Origin of the sequence: Acidiphilium sp. 20-67-58 (genome assembly GCF_002255515.1) — a bacterium.
In the GTDB taxonomy this organism is placed as follows: domain Bacteria; phylum Pseudomonadota; class Alphaproteobacteria; order Acetobacterales; family Acetobacteraceae; genus Acidiphilium.
Map to the genome: position 1 here is coordinate 1 of NZ_NCAS01000014.1, position 24089 is coordinate 24089.

Sequence of the window (24089 nt, forward strand, 5' to 3'; positions counted from 1 at the left end):
TATGACAAAACCGCACGAAATTTCCTCGCTGGTATTTGCCTCGTCCTCGCCGTCACATCATGGATCAGTTGAGTCCAGAGCCTAGAGCATCATCCGATCAGATGGAATCATCTGATCGGATAAAGATGCTCTAATTATCAACAAGATAGAGCACTACATCCGACCCAGCCGGATCGGAAAGTGCTCTAGCGCGGAATTTTATCGGGGATTGTTTTCAAACGAACGTTTGATTATAAACAACCCACAGATGGAAGAGCGACGGGCCGCGCCTGTCGTGCCACCCACCCATTCATGAAGAGGTTACGATGACCGCTGACGCAAGACTGAACCTCCCCGCCCTCACGCTCGAAACCGCATCGCCCACCGCGCGCGCCGTGCTGGAAAAGGCCAAGGCACAGGTTGGCTTCATTCCCAACATGTATGCGAACATGGCGAATTCGCCCGGTTTCCTTGACACGTATCTCGACGGCTATGTGCGGTTCCGCACCGATTCCGGCATGACTCCTGTGGAGCAGGAAGTGGTCTTTCTGGTGATCAGCCGGGCCAATGGCTGCGGCTACTGCACCGCGGCGCACAGCATGATCGCCGACAAGATGTCGCAGGTGCCGGCCGATGTGCTGGCCGCGCTGCGCGAGGGCCGGACCATCGCCGATGCGAAGCTCGCAGAGCTGGCGCACTTCACCCAGGTGATTTTCGATACCCGCGGCCGCCCGACGCAGCAGGATCTCGAACGCTTCCGCGCCGCCGGCTACGTCGACCGGCACGCGCTGGAAATCGTTCTCGCCATGGCGGTCAAGACGCTCAGCAACTACGCCAACCACCTGTTCCACACCGAGGTGGACAGCATGTTCTCCGGCTACAAGCTGCCGGCCGCAGCCTGATCATTGCGCCCCATCCGGTCCATGTCGGAGCGGATGGGGGATCGCACACCGGATTTCAGGGCGCCTTCCGGCAAGATCGCCGGAAGGCGTTTTTTGTTCATAACATGATCATACGATCAGATGAGGCTCCAGGGAGCCTCAGGATGCGCGTTGGTTGGCGGACGCGCACGCCATGGCGGGCATCCTCGCCTCGGCGGCTTCCGTAGCCTGGAAGCCGCGCTGCGGCACCGCCGCCGCGCCACGATTTTCCGTATTTCTACAAGGAATTATATTTTATTTAGTCCGATGTTATTATTGCGACGAAGCCTTAATATCGTCTAATCCGCGTGGACAAGCGGAGCATCCTGATACTTTCGTAAACACAAAACGATCATTCGGAAAATGGACGGCATGGCGCGCGGCAGCGCCGGACATGCTGCGGCGGCAAGACCCGATTTTGGACATCATGGACGCACAGACCGACGCATTCGTTGATTTCATATCCTACGCGCAGAATTTCGAAGACGTCATGCTCTGGCGTGCCCTGAAACATGTCGGCGCGGGCAGGTATGTCGATATCGGCGCCCAGGATCCGACGATCGATTCGGTCAGCCTCGCCTTCTACGAGCGCGGCTGGCGGGGCGTGCATGTCGAGCCTAATCCGGATTACGCGTCGCTTCTGCGCGCGGCACGGCCGGACGAGACGGTCATCGAGGCCGCCATCAGCCCGACGGGCGGGACCATTTCGTTCTTCGAGATTGCGGATACCGGGCTGAGCACCGGCGTCGCCGCGATCGCCGAGGCGCATCGGCACGAGGGCTTCGCGTCGCGGCGGATCGAGGTGCCGGCGATGACGCTGTCCCGCGTGCTGGACCGCTTCGAGGGAACCGAGGTTCACTGGCTGAAGATCGATGTCGAGGGCATGGAAGAGGATGTCATTGCGAGCTGGGCGCCCTCGACCGTCAGGCCGTGGATCGTGGTGGTCGAGAGCACCCGTCCGGGTCTGCCCGACCCGACCGGCAGGCCCTGGGAGAACGCCCTGCTCGGCCATGGCTACGAGCTGGTGTATCGCGACGGGCTGAACCATTTCTATCTGAGCCACGACCATCTCGACCTGAAGCATCATTTCGATGTTCCGCCCAATGTATTCGATTATTTCAAGTTGAGCGGACGGGCCTCGTCGCGCCTGTGCCATCACGTCGTGCAGGAGGCCGAGGCGGAACGGGCGAACCTGCTCGGACGGATCGCCAGCCTCGAAACCCGCCTGCGGGAGGCGGCGAGGCTCGCTGAAGACGCAGAGGCGCGGCAGGCGGCGACGAGGCGCCAACTCGAACAGGGCAAGGCGTGGCTCGACGAGGCAAGGCAGCAGCTGCAAGCGATCCATGCCAGCCGGTCCTGGCGCATGACCGGTCCGCTGCGAGCCGCGACGACGAGGCTGCGATGGCTGCGGAACGGGGCGCGGGCCTGGGCCCGGCTCGCGCCGGGTAGCCGGCCGCACCGGGTCGGACTGCGGATGATCCAAGCCTTGTCGCGCTGGCTGCTTCACCATCCCCGTCAGCATGACATGGCGGTGCGGCTGCTCGATCGGGTTCCCGCCGCGCGCGCCCTGCTCCACCGCTTCACCCGGTCACACGAGGCGGCGGGGTCGATGATGTGGCGGTTGCCCGGACCGGCCGGCCTGTCGCCACGGGCACGGCAAATCCATCTCTGGATGAAGTCCTGAACCGAATTCTGGCTGACGGGAACCGGCAATCATGCGCATCGTCATCGACCTGCAAGGCGCGCAGAGCGCCAGCGGCCAACGCGGGATCGGCCGATATTCGCTCAATTTCGCCCAGGCGCTGGCACGCAACAATACCGGCCACGAGATCATCATCGCGCTGAATGCGCTGTTTCCCGAGACCATCCGGCCCATCCGCGCGGTATTCGAGGGCGTGCTGCCGGCGGAGAATATCGTGGTCTGGGATGCGCCCGGCCCCGTCGCCGCGATCGACCCTGCGAATGCCGGGCGGCAGGCGGTGACGGAACGGATCCGCGAGGCGTTCATCGCCTCCCTCGCCCCCGACATCGTCCATCTCTCGAGCCTGTTCGAAGGCTTCGTCGATGACGCGGTCACCAGCATCGGCCGCCATGGCGCCGCGTGCCGGGTGAGCGCCACGCTCTACGATCTGATCCCCCTGCTCAACCAGGACCAGATCATGAAGGATAATCCGGCCTATGCGGCGCATTATTTCCGCAAGCTGGAAGATCTGAAACGCGCTTCACTGCTGCTGGCCATTTCCGGCTCGGCCGCCGGCGAGGCGATGGATCATCTCGGCTGGGATCCAGCGAAGATCGTCGCCGTCGGCACCGGTGCGGATGGGCGGTTCAGGCGGAGCGACATCGGCGCCGAGGCGCGCCTCGCCCTGCTTGGCCGGCTCGGGCTGCGCCGGCCATTCTTCATGTATGTGAGCGCGCCGGATGCCCACAAGAACCATCGCCGGCTGATCGAGGCCTATGCCGGTCTGCCCGCCACGGTGCGGCAGGCGCATCAACTGGCCTTCATCGGCCATTTCCAGCCGCGGGAACGCGAAGCCTTCGAGCGTCATGCCGCGGGCTGCGGGCTTGCGGCCGACGAGCTGGTGATGATCGACGGCGTGGCGGATGATGATCTGAACACGCTCTACAACCTGGCCAAGGGGTTCGTCATGCCATCCTGGCATGAGGGGTTCGGGCTGCCCGCGGTCGAGGCGATGCTCTGCGGCCGCGCCGCGATCGGCAGCCGACGCGCCAGCCTTCCGGAGGTCATCGGCCGGGATGACGCGCTGTTCGACCCGTTCGACGTCGCGGACATGCGCCTCGTGCTGCATCGCCTCGCCACCGACGACCCATGGCGCGCGGAGCTGGAGGCGCACGCCATTACGCATGCGCGCCAGTTCACCTGGGATCGGGTGGCGGCGAAGGCGCTGGAGGCTTTCGCCCGGACCGCTGACGCCACCGCGAGCCCACCGCCGGCGCCGGCGCGGGACGGAGCCAAGGACGGGGCCAAGGCCGGGTACAGGGACGGGAACGGCAGAAAGCGCCTCGCCTTCTTCTCGCCGATGCCGCCGCAACCGAGCGGGATCAGCGACTACAGCATGGAACTGCTCCCGGCGCTGGCCGCCCATTACGACATCGATATCGTCGTGGAGCAGACCAGCATCGACAAAGACGGGCTGCCCGCATCGATCGGCGTCCGGTCGGCCGCGTGGTTCAGGGAGCACGCGCACGACTACGACAGGATCCTCTACCAGTTCGGCAATTCGCCGTTCCACGACTACATGTTCGAGACGCTCCCGGCGCATCCGGGCATGATCGTGCTGCATGACTTCTTCATGTGCGGCCTGTTCGGCCACCGGCTGCAGTTCAGCCGCGAGGCCGTGGCGCGGGAATTGGTCGGCGAGCATGGCTACGCCGCGGCGATGGATGTGCGCGACGCCGCGGATGTGCGCCGCGCGCTGGGGAACTACCCCGCGAACCTGCAGCTTTTGCAGGGGGCGATCGGCGTGATCGTCCATAGCGAACACGCGCGACAGCTCGCGGCAAGCTGGTTCGGGGCGACCGGCGCGCGGGATTTCGTTGCGATCCCGCTTTTGCGGGCCCCGACCCAGGACCGTGACCGCGAAGCGGCGCGGGCATCGCTCGGCATCGGGCCCGACGACCTGCTGATCTGCTCGTTCGGATTTCTCGACCCGGTGAAGCTCAACGACAGGCTGCTCGATGCCTGGCTGGGCAGCAGGCTGGAGAGCGATGGCAGGACGCTTCTGGCTTTCGTCGGCCAGAACGAGGGCGGCGTCTATGGCCGCGCCCTCGCCGAGCGCATCCGCACTTCGGCGTACCGGGATCGTGTGCGGATCACCGGGTGGACACAGCGCGGGGTTTACGAAACCTATCTCGCGGCCGCCGATATCGCGGTCCAGCTGAGGACGGGATCGCGCGGCGAAACCTCCGCCGCCGTGATCGACTGCATGAACCACGGCATTCCGACGATCGTGAATGCCCACGGCACGATGGCCGAACTCGATCCTTCCGGGGTCCGGATGCTGCCGGATGAATTCCGGACCGATGAACTTCTCGATGCCCTCAGCGCGCTTGCCGGGGATGCCGGCGCGCGCAGCGCTCTCGGAGAGCGTGCGCGATCGATCATCCGGACGCAGCACGCGCCGGGAATATGCGCCGCGCGATATGAGCAGGCGATCGAGACGGCGTATGCACGCGACGCAAGGGGGCTTGGCGGCCTGATCCACGGCCTGCGCGCGATGGCGATTCCACCCGCGGAGCAGCAGCGGGTCGCAACCTCGCTGGCCCGGAATTTTCCCGCGCATCCGCGCTGCCGGCAATTGCTCGTCGATGTCTCCACCCTGGCACGGACGGATCTGCGCACCGGGATCGAGCGCGTGGCGCGGGCGGTGCTGCGGCAATGGCTCACCCATCCGCCGGCGGGATGGCGGATCGAGCCGGTCTACGCCACCGCGACCACCGCCGGCTATCGCTATGCCAGGCAATTCACCTGCCGCTTCCTTGGCATAGAGGACTCCGGGATCGAGGATGGCGTGGTCGAGGCGTGGTCCGGTGACGTGTTTTTCGGCCTCGACTTCGCGCCGGACATCGTCGAGTTGCAGCAGGATCATTTGCGCGCGTGGCAGAACCGGGGCGTGAAGGTCTGGTTCCTGGTCCATGATCTCCTGCCGGTCCTGACGCCTGAGATGTTTCCCGAGGGGGTTGATCAGGGCCATGCGCGATGGCTGCGGACGATCGGTCGGTTCGACGGGATCATCTGTGTCTCGAGATCCGTCCTGGCCGATGCGACGGCCTGGTATGCCGACGGCGCCTCGTCCCCATCGCAGCGCCGGGAATGGATCCATCACGGCGCCGATCTGATGCAGTCCGCGCCAAGCCGGGGCATGCCCGACGATGCGCGGCAAGTGCTGGCGAGGCTGGGCGAGCATCCGGCGTTTCTGATGGTCGGCACGATCGAGCCCCGCAAGGGGCATCTGCAGGCCATCGCGGCATTCGAGCAGCTCTGGGCACGAGGTGTCGAGGCGACGCTCGTCATCGTCGGCCAGGAGGGCTGGAAGGTGCTGCCGGATGCGCAGAGGCGAACCATTCCGCGTATCGTGGAGACGCTGCGCACCCATCCGGAACGGGGCAGACGCCTGTTCTGGCTCGAAGGGATCAGCGACGAGTATTTGGAGGCCGTCTATGCGGCCAGCACCTGCCTGATCGCGGCAAGCGAGGGCGAAGGCTTCGGCCTGCCGCTGATCGAGGCGGCGCAGCACGGCCTGCCGATTCTGGCACGCGATCTGCCGGTGTTCAGGGAAGTGGCGGGCGAGCAGGCGATCTATTTTTCCGGCAAGGCGGCGGCGGATCTCGCCGACGCGGTCGAGGACTGGCTTGCGAGGTTCCGGCGCGGCGAAACCCCCGATCCGGCACGTATTCCCTGGATCACCTGGGAAGAGACCACCGCCATGATTGGCCGGCATCTCGGCATGGGGACAGAATCCTGACCCTCATGGGGCAGGGTAGCGGCGTGAGCAATGCTGCCGCCGCGTTACGCTATATCAGGATTTATGGGGAAATCAGGATTTACGGGGAAACTGGTGCTGTCAGAGGGAATTGAACCCTCGACCTCCTCATTACCAATGAGGTGCTCTACCCCTGAGCTATGACAGCGCCGCGTTGCGGGGCGGTATATCGAAAGGTGCCGCGGGGCGCAAGCCGGCCACTTGACGCCGGCGCCGCAAACCCGCTTTGTCCTGCCATGAACGGCAGGACAAAAGACAGGCGCCCGGAAGCCGAGGCCGCCGCGGCAGCGCGCAGGCAGCGCGAGGCCGAGGCGCTGCGCGCCAATCTCGCGCGCCGCAAGCAGCAATCGCGGGCCCGCGCGGAGACACCGCCGCCAGCGCAGGAACCGGCGGGAGACTCGCCATGCCGGTGATGCCGGATCACTGGATTCGCGCGCAGGCCGTTTCGCACGGGATGATCGAGCCCTTCGTCGAGACCCAGAAGCGCGACGGGGTGATTTCCTACGGCCTGTCGTCCTACGGCTATGACGCCAGGGTGGCCGACGATTTCAAGATTTTCACCAATGTGGATTCCGCGGTCGTCGATCCGAAGGATTTTTCATCCGACAGCTTCGTCGACCGCAAGGGGCCGGTCTGCATCATCCCGCCGAATTCCTTCGCGCTGGCGCATACGGTCGAATATTTCCGCATCCCGCGCGACGTGCTGGTGATCTGCCTCGGGAAGTCGACCTATGCGCGCTGCGGGATCATCGTGAACGTCACCCCGCTCGAACCCGAATGGGAGGGCCAGGTGACGATCGAGATCTCGAACACCACCCCCCTGCCCGCCAAGATCTACGCCAATGAGGGGATCTGCCAGTTCCTCTTTCTCCAGGGCGCTTCACCTCCCGAGATCAGCTATGCCGACAAGGCCGGCAAATACATGCGCCAGCGCGGCGTTTCACTCCCCAGACTGTGAGGCTTCATGGATAGAATCCGCATCCGCGGCGGCCGCCCGCTGGAGGGCGTCATCGACATTTCCGGCGCCAAGAATTCGGCGCTGAAAGTCATGGTCGCCGGCCTGCTCACCGATGAGCGGCTGGAACTCGAGAACGTTCCGGCGCTCGCCGATGTCGCGACCATGGCGCAGTTGCTGGCACAGCACGGCATCGCCGTCGAGGAAGCCGGGGCCAAGCGGTTGTCGCTGGGCGGCGCCATCACCAATACCGAGGCGCCCTACGACATCGTGCGCAAGATGCGCGCCTCGATCCTCGTTCTCGGCCCGCTGCTGGCGCGCACCGGCGAAGCGCGCGTGTCGCTGCCCGGCGGCTGCGCGATCGGCACCCGCCCGGTCGACCTGCACCTCAAGGGGCTGGAGGCGATGGGAGCCGAGATCACCCTCGATGGCGGCTACATCAACGCCCGCGCGCCGAAGGGGCTGCATGGCGCGACGATCACCTTTCCCTTCGTGTCGGTCGGCGCGACCGAGCAGCTTCTGCTCACCGCCACGCTGGCGGAGGGCGAGACCGTGCTGGTCAATGCCGCGCGCGAGCCGGAGATCGGCGATCTCGCCGAATGCCTGAACAAGATGGGCGCAGAGATCACCGGCATCGGCTCGGACCGGCTCACGATTCGCGGGGTGAAGGCGCTGCACGGCGCGCGGCACACGATCCTGCCGGACCGGATCGAGGCCGGCACCTATGCCTGTGCCGCCGCGATCACCGGCGGTGGCGTTCTGCTGCGCGGCGCGCGGCTGTTCGACCTCGGCGCGCTGGTCGCCACCCTCGGCGAGGCCGGGGTGGACGTGACGGAAGCCGCCGACGGCGTTGCCATCAGCCGGCGCAACGGGCTGCATGGCACCGATGCGATGACCGAGCCCTTCCCCGGCTTCGTGACCGACATGCAGGCGCAGTTCATGACGCTGATGGCGGTGGCCGAGGGGGCCTCGATGATCACCGAGACGATCTTCGAGAACCGCTTCATGCATGTGCCCGAGCTGAACCGCATGGGCGCGCGCATCAACGTCCATGGCTCGTCGGCGATCGTGCGGGGCGTGCCGGGGCTATCCGGCGCGCCGGTGATGGCGACCGACCTGCGCGCCTCGTTCTCGCTGGTGCTCGCGGGCCTCGCCGCGAAGGGCGAGACCATCGTCAACCGCGTCTATCATCTCGACCGGGGCTATGAGGCGGTCGAGCGGAAACTCGCCGCCTGCGGCGCGGAGATCGAGCGGCTCAGGGACTGAGCCGCCCGCTCGGCATCCATCATGTAGTCCCGCGTGAGCGGGACGGCATCCTGGCGGCGGGCGAGCTGGATCTGGAAGACCATGTGGTCCTGCACCTCGAAGGCGAGTTGCGAGCCGGCGAGGTAGAATTCGAACATGCGGCAGAAACGCTCGTCGTAGAGCGAGGCGATGGCATCGCGGTTGGCGGCGAAGCGCTTCCGCCAGAGGGCAAGCGTCTTCGCGTAATGCAGCCGCAGGATCTCGATATCGGTGCTGCGCAGGCCGGAGCGCTCGAGCGGGGCGAACACCTCGGAGAGCGAGGGCGAATAGCCGCCGGGGAAGATGTATTTCGCAAGCCACGGGCTGGTCACATCCGGGCCGTCGAACCGGCCGATGGCATGCAGCAGCGCCACGCCATCCGGCTTCAGGCAGCGCTCGATCGTGGCGAAGAAGCCGGGGTAATTGGGCTGGCCGACATGCTCGAACATCCCCACCGAGACGATGCGGTCGAAGCGGCGGGTCATCGCGCGGTAATCCAGCAGCTCGAACCTGACGCGATCGGCCAGCCCCTCGGCGGCGGCGCGGCTTCGGGCTTCGGCGAGTTGCTCCTCGGACAGGGTGATGCCGGTGACCCTGGCCCCGTAGTCGCGCGCCAGCGTCAGCGCCATCCCGCCCCAGCCGCAGCCGATGTCCAGCACCTCCAGATCCGGGCGGTCGAGCAGCAGCTTGGCGGCGATATGCCGCTTCTTCGCCGCCTGCGCCTCGTCGATCGTCTCGTCGCCGCGCGGGAAATAGCCGCAGGAATATTGCCGGTCGCGATCGAGGAACAGGGCGTAGAGACGGCCGTTCAAATCATAGTGATGCGCGACATTGCGCTTCGCGCGGCGAGCGTCGTTGAGCTGCGCCAGCGGCCGCAGCAGGCGGCCCAGCGCCCGGCGCGCCCGCAGGACCGGAACCCGCCCCTCGATATCCTGCACGCTCGACAGCAGCACATGCAGGACATCGTAGATCGTGCCGTCGACCGGCTCGATCGAACCGTCCATGTATCCCTCGCCGAGGGCCATGGCGGGATCGGTCACGAGACGGCGGATCGCCGCCTCGTCGCGAAGGGCGATGGTCGCCGTGCGGCCGGGGCGGCCGGCATAGTGGGAGGTCGTTCCATCGGGCCAGACCACGCCCAGATCGCCGCAGGCAACCAGGCGTTTCAACAGCTTGTCCAGTAACTTCCGCATGACAAATCTCCGCCGGCTGAAGAACCTGGAAAGGATTTGGTAACGGGCACTGTCGCGTAAAAGAGGGAAATGGCAGAAAGGCTACCATTCCATGCCGGAGCGCTGCCCGGCGGCGGGGGATCGTAGCAAACTGCAAAAAAAAACGGCGCCGATCCGTGGATCGGCGCCGTCTGTCAGCTCTGGAAGCGTCAGGCTACGGTCAGGCGGTCTGTTCCGCGGCCTCGGCGTCTTCCTCGCCGGTCTCGAGTTCGTATTCGCTTTCCTCGCGCACGATCGACTCGCCACGCGCCTGCTTCTCGGCCTCTTCCGGCGAGCGGGCGACGTTGACGACAACGTCGATCACGACTTCCGGATGCAGCGCCACGTGAACGGTGGCGAGACCCAGCGTCTTGATCGGGTTGACCAGCAGCACCTGGCTGCGGGCGATGCCGAGGCTCGCCTCGCCGCACGCATCGGCGACGTCGCGCGAGGTGACCGAGCCGTAGAGCGAGCCGGCGTCGCTCGCCTGGCGGATCAGCGTCACGGTCAGGCCGGCGACGCGCTCGGCGATGCGCTCGGCCTCCTCGCGGCGCTTGAGGTTCTGCGCCTCGAGATGGGCGCGCTCACGCTCGAAACGCTCGCGGTTCTGCTTGGTGGCGCGCACGGCCTTGGCCTGCGGCAGGAGGAAGTTGCGGGCGTAGCCCGGCTTCACCTTCACCACATCGCCCATCTGCCCGAGATGCTCGACGCGCTGGAGCAGGATCAGTTCGACTTGTGCCATGATTCTAGCTCCTCAATCGACCACGTAGGGGAGCAGGGCGAGGAATCGGGCGCGCTTGATGGCGCGCGCGAGTTCGCGCTGCTTCTTGGCCGAGACGGCGGTGATGCGGCTCGGCACGATCTTGCCGCGCTCGGAGAGGAAGCGCGAGAGCAGCCGCACGTCCTTGTAGTCGATCTTCGGGGCGTTGGGGCCGGAGAACGGGCAGGCCTTGCGGCGGCGGTAGAACGGGCGGCGTGCGCCGACCGCGGCGCGACGGGCGGCCGGGGTATTGACCGGCGCGGTCTCGATGCTGTCGGACATGGCTCAGTTCTCCTCGTTGTTCTCGTCGTCGCGATCGGTGCGGAACTCGTCGCGGGCGCGAAATTCCTCGCGGTCATCCGGGCCACGGCGGCGGCCGGAATCGAAGCGGCCAGCCGGCTTCGGCCCACGGAACCCGCGCTCGCGGTCACGGTCATCGCCACGGCGGGCGAGCGGCGCGGAGGGCGCTTCGTCGATCTCGTCGATGCGAATGGTCATGAAGCGCAGCACGTCTTCGTTCAGGCCGAGCTGACGCTCCATCTCGCTGATCGTCGCCGGTTCGGCGTCGAGCCCGAGCAGGACGTAGTGGCCCTTGCGGTTCTTCTTGATCCGGTAGGCGAGATTGCGCAGGCCCCAGTATTCGCGCTTCTTCACCGCACCGCTTTCGCCCTCGACCTGTGCGGCCACGGCGTCGGTAATGGTGTCGACCTGCTGTTGCGTGATTTCACTGCGCGCGATGAGCACGCATTCATAAAGCGGCATCTGTCCCCCTATGGTTGATGTCAGCCCCGGCGCCGGTGGGCGCCAATTTCCCCCATGGAAACGGGCATAGCCGGGCGAAATGCCATTCGCCCGGCAGGGTGCAGCGAGAATTGCACAATCCCCGCCGGATGGCAAGCGGGCGGGTCAGAGCGGGCGCGGCACGGCGATGTCGTAAAGCGTGATATCGCGGCCGAGCACGCCGATTTCGCGCAGCGCCGCGCGCCAGACCTGCATGTGCGCGGAGGCGGCATGGGCATCGAGCGCCGCCTGGTCGGTCCAGCGCTCGCTGACGCGGATCAGCCCGGGTTCGAGCACGTCTTCGGCGAAGGCATATTCGATGCAGCCGGCCTCCGCCCTGGTCGCGTTGATCATCGCCGCCATCGGCGCGCGCGCCGCCGCCATCCGCTCCGCCGGCAGCCTGATCGTTCCCATGATGCACAGCATGCTTGGTCTCCCCATTGTTTGTCAGTCGTGATCGTCGGCGAAGGCCATCAGCTCGGCGCCGTCCTCGACGAGGTCGCCCACCGCGCAGTCGATGGCGGCGATCGTGCCGTCGCGCGGGGCGGTGATGCGGAACTGCACCTTCATCGCCTCGATTACCGCGAGCAGATCGCCCGCCTTTACACTGTCGCCCGCAGCGACGGCCAGTTCGACCACCTTGCCGGGCATGACGCTGCGCACCCGCGAATCCGCCCCTTCGGCCTCGCCCGTCGCTTCATGCGGGTCGACCGGGACCAGCGCGTGGCGGACCCCATCGGCGAAGACGACGATCCGCTCGCCCTGCCAGGCGGCGCGCAGCCGCGTCACCTCGCCCTCAAGCTCGACCAGCTGCGCGCCTTCCGCGCCGGTCGCGATGCTGACCGCGACCGCCCTGCCCCCGCTTTCGAGCCGGAAGCGGCCTGCATCCTGGAGATGCAGGCGGAGATGGTGGGTGGTGCCGTCCTCCGCGAAGGCCACGTCCTGATGGCGCGCGCCGTTCAGCCGCCAGGCGGTGCGGGTGGCCCAGGGCGACCACGGATCGGCCGGGTCGGGCACATGCGGCTGGGCGGCGAGCCAGCACTGCGATGCCGCCGCCAGCACGGCGAGCGGGGCGGCTTCGCGGGCCGGCAGCAGGGAGGCCTCGTGGCGGGCGATGAAGCCGGTGTCGAAGGAGGCGGCGCGGAAATCGGGATGGGTGACGATGCGGCGCAGCAGGCCGAGATTGGTCTGCACCCCGTCGATCTCGCAAGCGGCGAGCGCCTGCGCCATCTGCCGCAGCGCGCCGTCGCGGTCCTCGTCCCAGGTGACGAGCTTGGCGATCATCGGGTCGTAATGCACCGATACCGCATCGCCCTCGCGCACGCCGGACTCGATCCGCACATGCCGGCTCTCCGCCGGCAGCCGCAGCCGCGCCAGCGTGCCGGTGGAGGGTGCGAAGTCGCGCGCCGGATCCTCGGCATAGAGCCGCACCTCCACGGCATGGCCGCGCCGGGCGATCCGCTCCTGCGACAATGGCAGCGCCTCGCCGGCGGCGACGCGGAACTGCCATTCCACGAGGTCGATCCCGGTGATCATTTCCGTCACCGGGTGCTCGACCTGCAGGCGGGTGTTCATTTCCATGAAGTGGAACGCGCCGTCCTCGGCGATGAATTCGACCGTGCCGGCGCCTTCATAGCCGATCGCCCGCGCCGCATCGCAGGCGGCACGTCCCATCGCCGCGCGCATCGTCTCGTCGATCAGCGGCGCCGGGGCTTCCTCGATGATCTTCTGGTGCCGCCGCTGGATCGAGCAGTCCCGCTCGTGCAGCGAGACGACGTTGCCGTGCCTGTCGGCAAAGACCTGGATCTCGATATGGCGCGGCCTGGTCAGGTATTTCTCGACCAGCACGCGGTCGTCGCCGAAGGCGGCGCGCGCCTCGCCCTTCGCGAGGTCGAGCCCGGCGGCGAAATCGGCCGGCGCGCGGACCACGCGCATGCCCTTGCCGCCGCCGCCGGCGGAGGCCTTGATCAGCACCGGATAGCCGATCGCCGCCGCTGCCCGCGCCAGCATCGCCGGATCCTGATCGGCGCCGTGATAGCCGGGGACCAGCGGCACGCCGGCCCGCTCCATCAACGCCTTGGCCGCCGATTTCGAGCCCATCGCCCGGATCGCTGCGGCAGGCGGGCCGACGAAAATGATCCCCGCAGCGGCACAGGCTTCCGCGAAATCAGCGTTCTCGCTGAGAAACCCGTAGCCCGGATGGATCGCCTCGGCGCCGGTGCGGCGCGCTGCTGCGATGATCCGCTCGATCGCGAGATAGCTCTCCGCCGCCGCCGGCGGCCCGATCCTGATCGCGTGGTCAGCCAGCGCGACATGCGCGGCACCGGCATCGGCGTCCGAGAATACCGCGATGCTGCGCAGCCCCATCCGCCGCGCCGTGCGGATCACCCGGCAGGCGATCTCGCCGCGATTGGCGATCAGGACCGACCCGAACACGGCTCAGCCCTCCCGCCAGGCGGGCGGCCGTTTTTCGAGAAAGGCGGTCAGGCCTTCCCGTGCCTCGGCGGTCGCGCGGCGGTCGGCGATGCGGCGCGCCGTCATCGCCACCAGCGAATCGTCGATGACGCGATGGGCGACATCGGCCACCAGCGCCTTCGCATCGGCCTGCGCCTCGGGCCCGCCCTGGGCGAGGGTCGCGATCATCGCGTCCCGCGCCGCCGCCAGCCCGTCGCGCGGCGCCACGATATGCGCCAGCCCGATCCGCATCGCCTCCGGCGCCGGGATCACCTCGGCGGAGCAGAAATAGCGCCGCGCCTGGTGCGGCCCGATCGCGGCGATGACATAGGGGCTGATGACCGCCGGGATCAGGCCGAGCCGGACCTCGGAGAAGCAGAATTTCGCATCCTCGGCGGCGATCACGATGTCGCAGCACGCGGCAAGCCCGGCGCCGCCGCCGAAGGCCGCGCCCTGCACCAGCCCGATCACCGGCTTCGGCAGGTCGTTCAGCGTCCGCATCAGCCGGCCCAGCCCCATCGCGTCCGCCCGGTTCTGGTCGGGGGTGTAGGCGGCGCTGCGGCGCATCCAGTTGAGATCGGCACCGGCGGAAAAGCTTTTCCCCCGCCCCTCCAGCACGACGCGGCGGACGTGCGGATCCGCGCCCACCCGTTGGCAGGTGTGGGTCAGCGCGGCGATCATCGCCTCGTCGAACGCGTTGTGAAGCTGCGGGCGGTTCATCGAAATCGTCGCGGTGCCGTCGGCGCCGACGGCAAGCTCAACCGGATCACTCATCACATCACATCCTGAAAAGGCCGAAGCGTGTCGGCTCGATCGGCGCATTGAGCGCGGCCGAGAGGCCGAGGGCGAGGGTCATGCGGGTCTCCGCCGGATCGATCACGCCATCGTCCCACAGCCGCGCACTCGCGTAATAGGGGTGGCCCTGACGCTCGTATTGCGCCTCGATCGGGGCGCGGAAGGCCTGCTCGTCCTCGGCCGACCAGGCGCCGCCCTTGGCCTCGATATTGTCGCGCCGGAGGGTGGCCAGCACCGCGGCCGCCTGCGGCCCGCCCATCACCGAGATCCGCGCGTTCGGCCACATCCACAGGAAGCGCGGATCATAGGCGCGGCCGCACATGCCGTAATTCCCGGCGCCGAAGGAGCCGCCGATGATCACGGTGAATTTCGGCACGTTCGCGGTGGCGACGGCGGTGACGAGTTTCGCGCCATCGCGGGCGATGCCGCCGGATTCGTATTTCCGCCCGACCATGAAGCCGGTGATGTTCTGCAGGAAGACCAGCGGAATCCCCCGCTGGGCGCAAAGCTCGATGAAATGCGCGCCCTTGAGTGCGGATTCGGAGAACAGCACGCCGTTATTCGCGACGATGCCGACCGGGTAGCCCCAGATGCGGGCGAAGGCAGTCACCAGCGCCGTGCCGTAGCGGGCCTTGAACTCGTCGAATTCGCCGGCATCGACGATGAGCCGGATCACCTCGCGCACGTCGTAGGGCGTGCGCGGATCGGCCGGGATTGCGCCATAGATCGTATCCGGCGCACCCACCGGCGGGCGGGGCGGCAGGAGGTCCATCTGGGCTGGCTTGCGGGTGTTGAGCCCGGCGATGATCCGCCGGGCGATGCCGAGGGCGTGCGCGTCCGACTCGGCGAAATGATCGGCGACGCCGGAGACCCTCGTATGGACATCCGCACCGCCCAGCGCCTCGGCGGTGACGACCTCGCCGGTCGCCGCCTTGACCAGCGGCGGGCCGCCGAGAAAGATCGTGCCCTGCTCGCGGACGATGATGCTCTCATCGGCCATCGCCGGCACATAGGCGCCGCCCGCCGTGCAGGAGCCCATCACCACCGCGATCTGCGCGATTCCCGCCGCCGACATCTGCGCCTGGTTGTAGAAGATGCGGCCGAAATGCTCGCGGTCGGGGAAAACCTCGTCCTGGTTGGGCAGGTTGGCGCCGCCGGAATCGACGAGATAGACACAGGGCAGCCGGTTCTGCATCGCGATCGCCTGGGCGCGGAGATGCTTCCTGACCGTGATCGGGTAGTAGGTGCCGCCCTTCACCGTCGCGTCGTTGACGACGATCACGCATTCCCGCCCCGATACGCGGCCGATCCCGGTGATGATGCCGCCGGCCGGCACCGGCTCGTCATACATGCCGTGGCCGGCGAACTGGGAGAATTCGAGAAAGGGCGAGGCCGGGTCGATCAGGGTGCGGATGCGCTCGCGCGGCAGCAGCTTGCCCCGCGCCAGATGCCGCTCGCGCGCCGCTTCACCGCCGCCTTCGCGGATGGCCTCCACCTTGTCGCGCAGATCCTCGACCAGCCGGCGCATCGCCTCATGATTCGCCCGGAACGCGGCGCTGCGCGGATCGAGGGACGAGCGGAACGCCGTCATGCGACAGCCTGCCTGAACATTGCGCCTTCATCCCGTTGATTATGCGTTCGTCTATCGCGCAACTGCCGGGCCGCGGCAAGGCGGGGCGACGGAACTCGCGCGCGAGTGCGAGCAGGACCGGCGGCCCGTCGATCAGATATCGTCGTGCGAGACGCGCCGGCTCGCACAGCAGCCGCCACGCCCATTCCAGCCCCGCCGCACGCAGCGGCGCCGGCGCGCGGCGCAGCACCCCGGCGAGAAACAGCGGCGCGGCGCCGACGCATAACCCGATGCCGACGGCGCGGCCGCGCCGGCGCACCGCCCGCGCCAGCACCTCCTGCCGCGGCGAGCCGACGGCGAGGATCGTGCAATCCGCCCGCGCGCGCTCGATGAACGCCACCACCGCGCCGAGGGCGGCGGCGTCGTGCTCGAAGCCGCGCGGCGGTTCGTGATGGGTGAAATCGATGCCCGGACAGCGCGCCGCGAAGGCGCCCATCGCCGCCGCATCAAGCCCTGCCACGGCCACGCGCGCGCCGCGCGCGGCGAGCGCCGGCATGATGGCCGCAAGCAGGTCCGCCCCGGTGACCACCGGCGGCGGGGCCACCCCGCACAAGCGGGCGAGACCGGCAACCACGCGCGAATCCAGCAGGCAGAGCGCGGCCTCGTCATAGGCGGCGCGCAATGCCTGCTGCCGCCGCAGCCGGCCGAGATGATCGACGTTCGGGGTCACGACATAGCCGAAGGGTCGCCGCCGGTCCCAGCCCAGCACGAGATCGCGCACGGCGTCCGGACCGGGGGCATCGAACCGCAGGCCGAACGGGGCGAAGGGCGCGCCGCTCACGGCGTCCAGACCAGGGACAGCGTCAGCGACAGCTGGCGCGACGCGGCACCGGGCAGGTTGTGACGGCCGGCGAGGCGAAACGACGGGCGGAGCGACAGGGCGCGCGAAAGCCGCCATCGCGCGCCGGCGGCAAGGTCGATCTCGGCGGCGGCATGGCCGGCGATCCGGCCCTGGCGTGCGGCGACGTCGAGCGTGAGCAGCAGGGAGCGCGAATAGGACCCGGCAAGGCCGAGACGCTCCGTGGTCAGCATGCTGCCGGGGCTGCCGAAGCCCGCATCCTGGCCGGCGCGGCGCGAGAGATCGAGATCGACGGCGATGAGGTCATCCGGCGTCCATTCCACCGCGACATCGCCGATCGCGGCGATGCCGGAGGCCGGCCCGCCAGCCCCGTATCGCGTCCGCTCGGCGCCGGCGATGACGCGCAGGCGCCAGATCGCCCGCGGGTCCGTCACGATCCCGGCCAGCGCATCGAGGCTCGAACTGTCGGCAACGATGCCGCCGGGGACGCTGCCGGGATAGCGTACGGTGCCGGCGCGCAGCATCAGCAGCGCGCGCAGCGGCGCCGGTGCCGCATTTTCCAGCCGCAGTTCCGCGCGCAGCCCCTGGCGGCTGCGAAACCCGGTCGCCGCGGCGGCGGTGCCGCTCACCCGTTCGCCATCGAACGCGATGCTTCCGGCGGCGTCGAGCGCGCCGAGGCCGAGCCTGAGCCCGGCCCGGGCGGAATCGGTGGTGACATCGAGCGGCGCGGCACCGCCATCCGCGGCGAGGCCGAGCGCCGTCTCCGCCGCATCGACATGGGCGACGCCGAGCGTCAGCCGGTCGGGGCCGAAGGGCAGCGCGAGGCCGAGCGCCGTGGTCAGCCGGTTGGCATTGGCAGCGGGATCGCGGGCATAGCGGTCGAGGGTGACGGCGGCGAAACCGGCAAGCCCGAGATCCTGGTCGAGCAGCCGGATTTCCGGCCGCAGGCTGGCGGTTGCGGTGGCGGGCGCGCCGGAAGCGGGCGCCGTGTCCAGCCCCGCGGCGGTCGTGAGGCGGGGAAAAATTTCCAGCCCCGCCGCCGCGAGTGGGGCAACCGGCACCGGCAGATCGCCACGGTAGAGCCGGGACCGGGCCGAGACGCCCGGCGCCGTGCCGAAGCCCGGCACCGACATTGGCAACAGGCTGCCGAGCCCGCCCGCGTGCGCCGCCCGGGCGGGCAGACAGGCGAGCAATGCTGCGGCCGCGAGGCAGGAGAAATGCCGATATCGCATCAATTAAATTGCAATTACTGGTCAATTAGGTTCAGATATACACAACCTTTAATTGCATGTCGCGGAAAAACGAACCCATGCGCCACGAAGCCGCCGGTCCCGCCCGCCTCAGCATCGCGATTTGCAGCCATAATCGTGGTCGCCAGACCGAACGCTGCCTCGCCGCCCTGGCCCCACTGCCGGAGACAGTTGAGGCAATCGTGATCGATTCCGGTTCGGCGCCGGACCAGGCCGAGACGATCCGCGCGGCAGCGACACAGCACGGCGCGCGGCACCTGCGGCTGCCAACACCCGGGCTGAGCGAGGCGCGCAACGCCGCCCTCGCCTCCGCGCGCGGCGACTGGATCGCCTATCTCGACGACGATGCGACGCCCTGGCCGGACTGGTGTGCGGTGTTGCTGCGCACGATCGCCGCCGATCCCGATCTCGCGGCGACCGGCGGGCTGATCCTGCCGCAATGGCAGGCGCAACTGCCGGGCTGGTGGCCGCCGGCGCTGCGCGCCGTGCTGACCATCATCGACCCGCCTTGCACGGACGAGAGTACCGCGGGGCTCGACCCCTACGGCGCCAACATCGCCTTCCGGCGCGAGGTTCTCACCCGCCTCGGCGGATTTCCCACCTGCCTCGGCCGGCGCGGCCGGCTGATGATCTCGAACGAGGAGACCTACGTGCTGCGCCGGCTGCGGCAGAGCGGGCTGAGCGTGCGCTTCACCCCCGATCTCGTCGTGTATCACGAGATCGACCGCGCCCGGCTCAACCCGGTCTGGCTGGTCGGCCGGCAATACTGGTCGGGCGTGTCAGAGGCGGTGATGCTCGGCGCCCTGGGCGAGAAGCGGCTTCACCGGGCGGCGCGCTTCCTGCTGCACGCGCTGCTGCTCGCCCCGCTCGGGCTGTTGCCGGCAGGAAGCACCGCCCAGATCGGCCTGCGGTGCAAGGCTGCCTATGCGCGGGGCTTCCTGCGGGGCACGCTGGGCGAGGGCCGCGCCATCGACACCGCCCTGCCGTGAGCCGGCGGGCGGATATCGACCGCGCCAAGGGGCTGGCGATCGTTCTCGTTGTCTTTGGCCACATCGTGGCGCGGCAGGAGCCGTCGCATGTGGTGTGGTACCCGGCGCTGCGTCGCGCGATCTATGGCTTTCACATGCCGTTCTTCTTCTACCTGAGCGGGCTGGTCGCCTGGCTGGCGGGCCACGCGACGGCGCCGCCCGCGCGCTGGCCGGCGCTGTTCGGCGCGCGGGTGCGGCGCCTGCTGATCCCCTTCGGCGTCATGGCGTTCGTCATCACCGCGGGAAAGCTCGCCGCCGCGCGCTTCATCCATGTCGACAACATGCCGGGCGGCCTGGTCGCCGGGCTTGTCGACGTGCTGTGGCGACCGCTGGCGAGCCCGGCCTATTCGCTCTGGTACCTGGCGACGCTGTTCCTGCTCAGCGTGGCGACGCCGCCGCTGTTCGCCGCCTGCGGCCGCCGCCTCTGGCCGGTGATCGGGGTGTTCGCGGCGGTCCAGCTCGCCCCCCTGCCCTGGCATCTCTATCTGGCCGAGGCCGGGCGCTATGCGATTTTCTTTGGCGCGGGCCTTGCCGCCGGAGCGCTGGGCGATCGCTGGACGGGATGGATCGACCACTGGCGGTGGCCGCTGCTCGCGGTGTTCGCGGCCGGCTGCACGGCCATCGCGGCCGATGGCGGCGCGCTGCCGTTCAACCTGCGGCTGCTCGGGCTCGGGCTTGCGGCCATCCCGGCGCTTCATGCGCTGGTAAGGATTTCATGCCTATCATCCGTCCGCATTGTCGAAACGATCGGGCGGAATTCCCTGATGATTTATCTTTTCAACACCATTTTCATCGGCCTCGCCAAGGGGCTCCTGCTGCTGGTCACGGGCTGGAACGGCGCGCGATTCCTCCCGTTCGCCGCAACGCTGATGAGCGCCGGGCTGATCGGCCCGATCCTGCTCAAGCAAAGGGTTCTGCGCGCCATACCCGTGCTCGACCGGATGACCGAGTGATGCGGCCATGGCCGCGCCAGACCATTCGGCCCCGCTCGGCCGGTTTCTCGACGCGCTGCCGCGTGAGCTCGCGGTCAGTTTTTCCGACGCCCAGCTCCGCGCGATCGAGCTGCATTTCGGGATGCGCCATCGCCCGACCCACATGATCGACTGGCGGCGCCGGCTCGGCTTCGGCCGGCTGAGACTCTATTTCGTGCTGCTGGTCGGGCGGGACCGGCACCCGGCCTGAACCTGCCGCAGCACCAGCCAGCCGGAGAGCACCGCAAGCCAGACAACCCGGCTCTGGTAGCGGGCATGGGGGCCGGAGAGCGCGCCCGTCACCGCCGCGTTGCCCGCCAGCGCGAGCAGGACGATCCAGCAGAGCAAACCCAGCGATCGCGCCGCCTCGCCGATGTCGCGGCGTGAAACGGCGAAGAGCGTGAACAGCGCGAACAGCGCGGTCGCCGCCATGCCGCCAGCGGCGAGCAGGCGCATGAGCGCGGCAAGGAAAGGCGGGACGACCATTCGCCCGCGCGCCTGGCGGCTGGCGACATAGCTTTCATAGGCCGGGCGCGGCAGGTCGCGCCGGATCGTTTGCCAGGCGGTCGCATACCAGGGGCGCAGGCCGCTGCCCGGCGCGAAGGTGACGAGTTGCAGGGCAAAATCCCGCCCCGCCGCGCGCAGCACGGCGCGCGGATGCGCGGCGAGCGTCCGGTCGACGATCGCATCCGTCTGCGCGACAAGACGGCGCGGACCGCCGGCGCGGTAGAGCGGACTGTCGGCCCGCCAGAGAAACGCATCGGCGGTGCGCGGCATGTCGTCGCGATAGGCGCAGAGCGCCCAGCCCGCGCGCGGACAATCGGCCGCAAGCGTCGCGCGCGCCGGCCCGTTCTCGATCAGCCGGGCGAGGAGGAAGGTCGCGCCATAGGGCGAGGGCGAGGGGCTGCCGCGCGCCAGCGTGTTGACCGCCGTCAGGCATGCAACGCCGAGCAGGAACGGCAGCAGCAGCACCCGCCAGCGGACCCGGTGGCGCAGACAGCGCAGCGGCAGGACCGCAAGGCAGAGCCCGGCATAGATCGGCATGTTGCTCAGATGCACGACGATCGCGGCGCCGATCGCCAGCGCGTGGCCGGCACCCGCGGTCTTCGCGGCGGGATCGAGCACGAGGCCGGCGAAGGCGAGCACCATCAGCGGCGTGAAGATGTCCGGCATCACTTGCGACGCGGTCCAGGACAGCGAGGTTCCGGCGGCAAGGCCCGCGAGCAGCACGCCGGTTTCGAGCGCGCCGGCGGCGGGCGCGAGCTGGCGATGGATGGCGCGGACCAGCCAGGCGGCGGCCAGCGCCTGCACGATGATCACCGGCCAGAGCGACCGCCCCAGCCCGGCGACGATCACCAGCAGGCTGTAGAATGGCGGCCGATCCCAGCCGAGATGCAGCTCGAGAACCTGCGAGATATAGGTTCCGGTATCCGAGAAGATCAGCGGATATCCGTTTTCCAGCGCCGGCCAGAGCAGCATGAGCGCCCCGCCCCCGCACAGCAGGAGGTCCGCCCGCCGGGCGGTGCGCGTCCGGCCTTGGGCGTCAGGAGCGAAAATAGCCGCCATAGCGCGGATGATAGAGCTCGGCATCGGGAAATCCGGAGCGGGCGTGGCGCGCGCCGTCGACCCGGGTGAGCACCGCGCCCTGGATACGCAGCCCCGGCTGTGCCAGCAGCGCCATCGCCGCCGTCACGGTCCGCCGGGGGGTCTGCCCCCAGCGGATGCACAGCAGCACGGCCGCGGCGGCGCGGGCGAGCACCTGCGCCTCGGCCAGGGCGAAGACCGGCGGGAGGTCGAGGATCACGAGGTCGTAGCGCTGGTGAAGTTCGTCCATCAGAAGACCGAGCCGGTCGGACATGAACAAGGCCAGCGCCTCGCGCGGCACCGCCCCGGCCGGCATGACGTCGGGAACGGCGTCGTCATCCTCGATGGCGGGGCGGTGGATCGCCGCCTCCAGCGCAACGCGCCCGGCGAGATGGTCGGTCAGGCCGGGCAGGCCGCCAAGGCCGAAGACCATGTCGAGGCTCGGCTGGCGGATATCGCAGTCGATCAGCAGGATGCGCGCCCCGCTGGCCGCCATCGAGAGGGCGAGGCTGACGGAAAGCGTCGTCTTGCCCTCGCCCGGCCGCGCCGCCGTGATCGCGAGGCTGCGCGGCGCGCCTTGCGCCAGCCAGAGGCCGGTGCGCAGGGCCCGGATCTGTTCGGCGAAGGCGGAAAACGGATACCGGCGGGCATAGTCGGGCACCGCGAGGCCGCGCCGCGTCCGCCGCGCGATCTCGGGCACCAGCGCCATGCAGGGCAGGCCCAGCGCCTCGCGCACCTGCCCGCCGGATCGGAAACTGCCGTTCAGCGAATCCGCCGCCAGCGCCGCCAGCAGGCCGAGGCAGAGGCCGAGCAGGACCGCGCCGGACAGGATGGCCACGCCGCGCGGGCCGCTCGCGTGCAGCGGCGGCATGGCGGGGGTGATGATCCGCGCGCTCGGCCGCGTCAGGGCCCTGCGGCTTTCGAGCGCGCCGATCTGCTCGGTCTCCGCGCGCAGCAAGCTGCTCTCGGCCTCGCGCTGCTCTTCGAGGCGCGCGAGGGGTGCTGCCACCACCGCCTGCGCCGCCGCCTTGCCGCGCACGCGGGCAATGGCAGATTGGAGACTGGCGACGCGCGCCGCATCGGCGGCGGCGCGCATCCGGTCCGCGGCCACGAACCGCCCGATTTCCGCCCCGATCTGTCCGCGCAGCGCCGCGAGCGCCCGGGCGGCGGCGCGATATTCGGGATTGTTCGGCCCCTCGGTGCTGGCGAGCGCGCGCAGCCTTGCCGCGAGATCGGCAGCACGCGCGCGCATCGGCCCGATCTCCGGCGCCACTTCGGCGGCGGTGGCGGCCTCGCTGCTCCCCTGCAATGCCACGAGCCGGGCCCGCGCCGCCGCGAGATCGGCCTGGGCGGCGGCGAGGCTGGCGGTGAGCTGTCCCGCCTGCTCATGGGTCAGCGACGCCGTGCCGGCCCCGCGCTCGGTGCCGCTGTGCGCGCGCTCCAGCGCGATCGCGACATCGAGCGATTCGAGGCGGGATGAAGTCGCCCGCGCCCGCCGCCGCAACCAGAGCCGCGCCCGGTGCAGCACTTGCAGCCGGTCACTCCGCTCGCGGTCGAGATAGGCGGCCATGGCGGCGTTCACCGCCCGGGCAGCGCGGCGCGGGTCGTGGCCGGTGTAGGAGACGTCGATCAGTTGCGAACTTGCAGGGATTTCGATGCGGAACCGGGCGGCCAGGTCATCGTCGAGGGCGGCTGGGGCGACCGGCCGGGACGCAAGGCGGGAAGACGCAAGGCCGGGGCCGAACCAGCGCCGCAGCATGGACGGAAAGCCCGGCTCCGGGGCGCGCGGCGGATGCGGGCCGGCGCCGATCCGGCGGAGGACGTGCCGCATCACCTGCGGACTTTTCAGGATGGCGACCTGGCTTGCCATCAGCATGCCGGTCACCGGCGCCGTCTCGACCACGTCCCGCAGCAGCTTCTGATTGAAACCGATCGGGTCGTAGAGCAGCACGCCGGTCGCAGTATAGACCGGCGTCATGCGCCATAGCGCAATCAACGACAGCAGCGGCAGGCCCAGGGCGACCAGGGCCGCCAGCCGCCAGTGCCGGCGGACGGCACGCAGCGCGTCGAGCGGATCATCCGGGGCTCTTGCCGGCCGGGCGCGGCCTTGCGGGTCTGCCGCGGCGCTCATCTCTGGGACTGGCCTGTCATCGGGAAGCCTCATCCATTGTTGCAAAGCGAGCGC

The 24089-nt window shown here is 68.9% G+C and carries 21 protein-coding genes and 1 tRNA gene; 9 read left to right on the forward strand and 13 right to left on the reverse strand.

What is annotated here, in order from left to right; all coding sequences use genetic code 11:
• Positions 1–305 precede the first annotated feature (305 nt).
• The 3 genes from B7Z76_RS07290 (at position 306) to B7Z76_RS07300 (ending at position 6385) form a co-directional block, all read left to right on the forward strand.
• Positions 306–881, forward strand: a complete 576-nt coding sequence (locus tag B7Z76_RS07290; protein ID WP_291343044.1) for a carboxymuconolactone decarboxylase family protein — start codon at positions 306–308, stop codon at positions 879–881.
• A 445-nt stretch (positions 882–1326) separates the two neighbouring features.
• Positions 1327–2583: an FkbM family methyltransferase gene (locus B7Z76_RS07295; protein ID WP_291343045.1), complete on the forward strand. Its 1257-nt coding sequence runs from the start codon at positions 1327–1329 to the stop codon at positions 2581–2583.
• A 31-nt stretch (positions 2584–2614) separates the two neighbouring features.
• A complete protein-coding gene (locus B7Z76_RS07300) occupies positions 2615–6385 on the forward strand; it encodes a glycosyltransferase (protein WP_291343047.1) in 3771 nt (1256 codons plus the stop codon).
• 91 nt (positions 6386–6476) lie between these two features.
• Here the strand turns inward: B7Z76_RS07300 and B7Z76_RS07305 are convergent.
• Positions 6477–6551: transfer RNA gene (locus tag B7Z76_RS07305), tRNA-Thr, on the reverse strand.
• An 88-nt stretch (positions 6552–6639) separates the two neighbouring features.
• Here B7Z76_RS07305 and B7Z76_RS07310 point away from each other — a divergent pair.
• The 3 genes from B7Z76_RS07310 to murA are packed head-to-tail and all read left to right on the forward strand — an operon-like array spanning position 6640 to position 8624.
• Positions 6640–6816, forward strand: coding sequence for a hypothetical protein (locus tag B7Z76_RS07310; protein ID WP_174504383.1), 177 nt, complete (start codon positions 6640–6642; stop codon positions 6814–6816).
• The gene (gene dcd / locus B7Z76_RS07315) at positions 6807–7361 is read left to right on the forward strand and encodes a dCTP deaminase (RefSeq protein WP_174504382.1); all 555 of its coding nucleotides are present in this window, start codon (positions 6807–6809) and stop codon (positions 7359–7361) included. The genes B7Z76_RS07310 and dcd overlap by 10 nt, the downstream gene beginning before the upstream one ends.
• Before the next feature lie 6 nt (positions 7362–7367).
• Positions 7368–8624 (forward strand): UDP-N-acetylglucosamine 1-carboxyvinyltransferase, encoded by a 1257-nt coding sequence (gene murA, locus B7Z76_RS07320; protein ID WP_291343048.1) that lies wholly within the window; start codon positions 7368–7370, stop codon positions 8622–8624.
• Here the strand turns inward: murA and B7Z76_RS07325 are convergent.
• The 10 genes from B7Z76_RS07325 to B7Z76_RS07370 all read right to left on the reverse strand — a co-directional run bounded on the left by B7Z76_RS07325 (position 8561) and on the right by B7Z76_RS07370 (position 18303).
• Entirely contained in the window at positions 8561–9835 is a 1275-nt protein-coding gene (locus tag B7Z76_RS07325; protein WP_291343050.1) for a cyclopropane-fatty-acyl-phospholipid synthase family protein, read from the reverse strand. The genes murA and B7Z76_RS07325 overlap by 64 nt on opposite strands.
• A gap of 199 nt (positions 9836–10034) precedes the next feature.
• Entirely contained in the window at positions 10035–10595 is a 561-nt protein-coding gene (gene rplI, locus B7Z76_RS07330; RefSeq protein ID WP_174504379.1) for a 50S ribosomal protein L9, read from the reverse strand.
• A 12-nt stretch (positions 10596–10607) separates the two neighbouring features.
• Positions 10608–10895 (reverse strand): 30S ribosomal protein S18, encoded by a 288-nt coding sequence (gene rpsR / locus B7Z76_RS07335; protein WP_174504378.1) that lies wholly within the window; start codon positions 10893–10895, stop codon positions 10608–10610.
• 3 nt (positions 10896–10898) lie between these two features.
• Entirely contained in the window at positions 10899–11375 is a 477-nt protein-coding gene (gene rpsF, locus B7Z76_RS07340; protein ID WP_174504377.1) for a 30S ribosomal protein S6, read from the reverse strand.
• A 144-nt stretch (positions 11376–11519) separates the two neighbouring features.
• A complete protein-coding gene (locus B7Z76_RS07345) occupies positions 11520–11819 on the reverse strand; it encodes a putative quinol monooxygenase (RefSeq protein ID WP_291343054.1) in 300 nt (99 codons plus the stop codon).
• A 21-nt stretch (positions 11820–11840) separates the two neighbouring features.
• Positions 11841–13829, reverse strand: a complete 1989-nt coding sequence (locus B7Z76_RS07350) for an acetyl-CoA carboxylase biotin carboxylase subunit (RefSeq protein ID WP_291343056.1) — start codon at positions 13827–13829, stop codon at positions 11841–11843.
• A gap of 3 nt (positions 13830–13832) precedes the next feature.
• Complete coding sequence (locus tag B7Z76_RS07355) at positions 13833–14621, reverse strand: enoyl-CoA hydratase-related protein (protein ID WP_291343058.1); 789 nt, start codon at positions 14619–14621, stop codon at positions 13833–13835.
• Between the two features lie 4 nt (positions 14622–14625).
• Positions 14626–16233 (reverse strand): carboxyl transferase domain-containing protein, encoded by a 1608-nt coding sequence (locus B7Z76_RS07360; RefSeq protein ID WP_291343060.1) that lies wholly within the window; start codon positions 16231–16233, stop codon positions 14626–14628.
• Positions 16175–17053, reverse strand: a complete 879-nt coding sequence (locus B7Z76_RS07365) for a WecB/TagA/CpsF family glycosyltransferase (protein WP_291343062.1) — start codon at positions 17051–17053, stop codon at positions 16175–16177. Before B7Z76_RS07365 ends, B7Z76_RS07360 begins: the two co-directional genes overlap by 59 nt.
• Positions 17050–18303: an outer membrane beta-barrel protein gene (locus tag B7Z76_RS07370; RefSeq protein ID WP_291343120.1), complete on the reverse strand. Its 1254-nt coding sequence runs from the start codon at positions 18301–18303 to the stop codon at positions 17050–17052. Before B7Z76_RS07370 ends, B7Z76_RS07365 begins: the two co-directional genes overlap by 4 nt.
• A 77-nt stretch (positions 18304–18380) precedes the next feature.
• On the opposite strand from B7Z76_RS07370, the gene B7Z76_RS07375 reads away from it, so the two are divergent.
• The 3 genes from B7Z76_RS07375 to B7Z76_RS07385 are packed head-to-tail and all read left to right on the forward strand — an operon-like array spanning position 18381 to position 20531.
• Positions 18381–19310 (forward strand): glycosyltransferase family 2 protein, encoded by a 930-nt coding sequence (locus B7Z76_RS07375; RefSeq protein ID WP_174504371.1) that lies wholly within the window; start codon positions 18381–18383, stop codon positions 19308–19310.
• On the forward strand, positions 19307–20302 hold the full coding sequence (locus tag B7Z76_RS07380; RefSeq protein ID WP_291343064.1) for an acyltransferase: 996 nt from the start codon (positions 19307–19309) through the stop codon (positions 20300–20302). Before B7Z76_RS07375 ends, B7Z76_RS07380 begins: the two co-directional genes overlap by 4 nt.
• Positions 20303–20309: 7 nt before the next feature.
• A complete protein-coding gene (locus tag B7Z76_RS07385) occupies positions 20310–20531 on the forward strand; it encodes a hypothetical protein (RefSeq protein WP_174504369.1) in 222 nt (73 codons plus the stop codon).
• On the opposite strand, the gene B7Z76_RS07390 is transcribed toward B7Z76_RS07385, so the two are convergent.
• Positions 20489–21910 carry a hypothetical protein gene (locus B7Z76_RS07390; RefSeq protein WP_291343067.1) on the reverse strand — a complete coding sequence of 474 codons (1422 nt, stop codon included), beginning with the start codon at positions 21908–21910 and terminating at the stop codon, positions 20489–20491. The genes B7Z76_RS07385 and B7Z76_RS07390 overlap by 43 nt on opposite strands.
• Positions 21864–24035 carry a polysaccharide biosynthesis tyrosine autokinase gene (locus B7Z76_RS07395; protein ID WP_291343068.1) on the reverse strand — a complete coding sequence of 724 codons (2172 nt, stop codon included), beginning with the start codon at positions 24033–24035 and terminating at the stop codon, positions 21864–21866. Before B7Z76_RS07395 ends, B7Z76_RS07390 begins: the two co-directional genes overlap by 47 nt.
• Between the last annotated feature and the right edge of the window lie 54 nt (positions 24036–24089).

Coding starts and splice junctions, on each gene's coding strand:
- B7Z76_RS07300 (WP_291343047.1), top strand. CDS start 2,615: ATGCGCATCGTCATCGACCTGCAAGGCGCGCAGAGCGCCAGCGGCCAA.
- B7Z76_RS07355 (WP_291343058.1), bottom strand. CDS start 14,621: ATGAGTGATCCGGTTGAGCTTGCCGTCGGCGCCGACGGCACCGCGACG.
- B7Z76_RS07325 (WP_291343050.1), bottom strand. CDS start 9,835: ATGCGGAAGTTACTGGACAAGCTGTTGAAACGCCTGGTTGCCTGCGGC.
- B7Z76_RS07390 (WP_291343067.1), bottom strand. CDS start 21,910: ATGCCGAGCTCTATCATCCGCGCTATGGCGGCTATTTTCGCTCCTGAC.
- B7Z76_RS07385 (WP_174504369.1), top strand. CDS start 20,310: ATGGCCGCGCCAGACCATTCGGCCCCGCTCGGCCGGTTTCTCGACGCG.
- dcd (WP_174504382.1), top strand. CDS start 6,807: ATGCCGGTGATGCCGGATCACTGGATTCGCGCGCAGGCCGTTTCGCAC.
- B7Z76_RS07290 (WP_291343044.1), top strand. CDS start 306: ATGACCGCTGACGCAAGACTGAACCTCCCCGCCCTCACGCTCGAAACC.
- B7Z76_RS07310 (WP_174504383.1), top strand. CDS start 6,640: ATGAACGGCAGGACAAAAGACAGGCGCCCGGAAGCCGAGGCCGCCGCG.
- murA (WP_291343048.1), top strand. CDS start 7,368: ATGGATAGAATCCGCATCCGCGGCGGCCGCCCGCTGGAGGGCGTCATC.
- B7Z76_RS07375 (WP_174504371.1), top strand. CDS start 18,381: ATGCGCCACGAAGCCGCCGGTCCCGCCCGCCTCAGCATCGCGATTTGC.
- B7Z76_RS07345 (WP_291343054.1), bottom strand. CDS start 11,819: ATGCTGTGCATCATGGGAACGATCAGGCTGCCGGCGGAGCGGATGGCG.
- rplI (WP_174504379.1), bottom strand. CDS start 10,595: ATGGCACAAGTCGAACTGATCCTGCTCCAGCGCGTCGAGCATCTCGGG.
- B7Z76_RS07370 (WP_291343120.1), bottom strand. CDS start 18,303: ATGCGATATCGGCATTTCTCCTGCCTCGCGGCCGCAGCATTGCTCGCC.
- rpsF (WP_174504377.1), bottom strand. CDS start 11,375: ATGCCGCTTTATGAATGCGTGCTCATCGCGCGCAGTGAAATCACGCAA.
- rpsR (WP_174504378.1), bottom strand. CDS start 10,895: ATGTCCGACAGCATCGAGACCGCGCCGGTCAATACCCCGGCCGCCCGT.
- B7Z76_RS07395 (WP_291343068.1), bottom strand. CDS start 24,035: ATGAGCGCCGCGGCAGACCCGCAAGGCCGCGCCCGGCCGGCAAGAGCC.
- B7Z76_RS07360 (WP_291343060.1), bottom strand. CDS start 16,233: ATGACGGCGTTCCGCTCGTCCCTCGATCCGCGCAGCGCCGCGTTCCGG.
- B7Z76_RS07295 (WP_291343045.1), top strand. CDS start 1,327: ATGGACGCACAGACCGACGCATTCGTTGATTTCATATCCTACGCGCAG.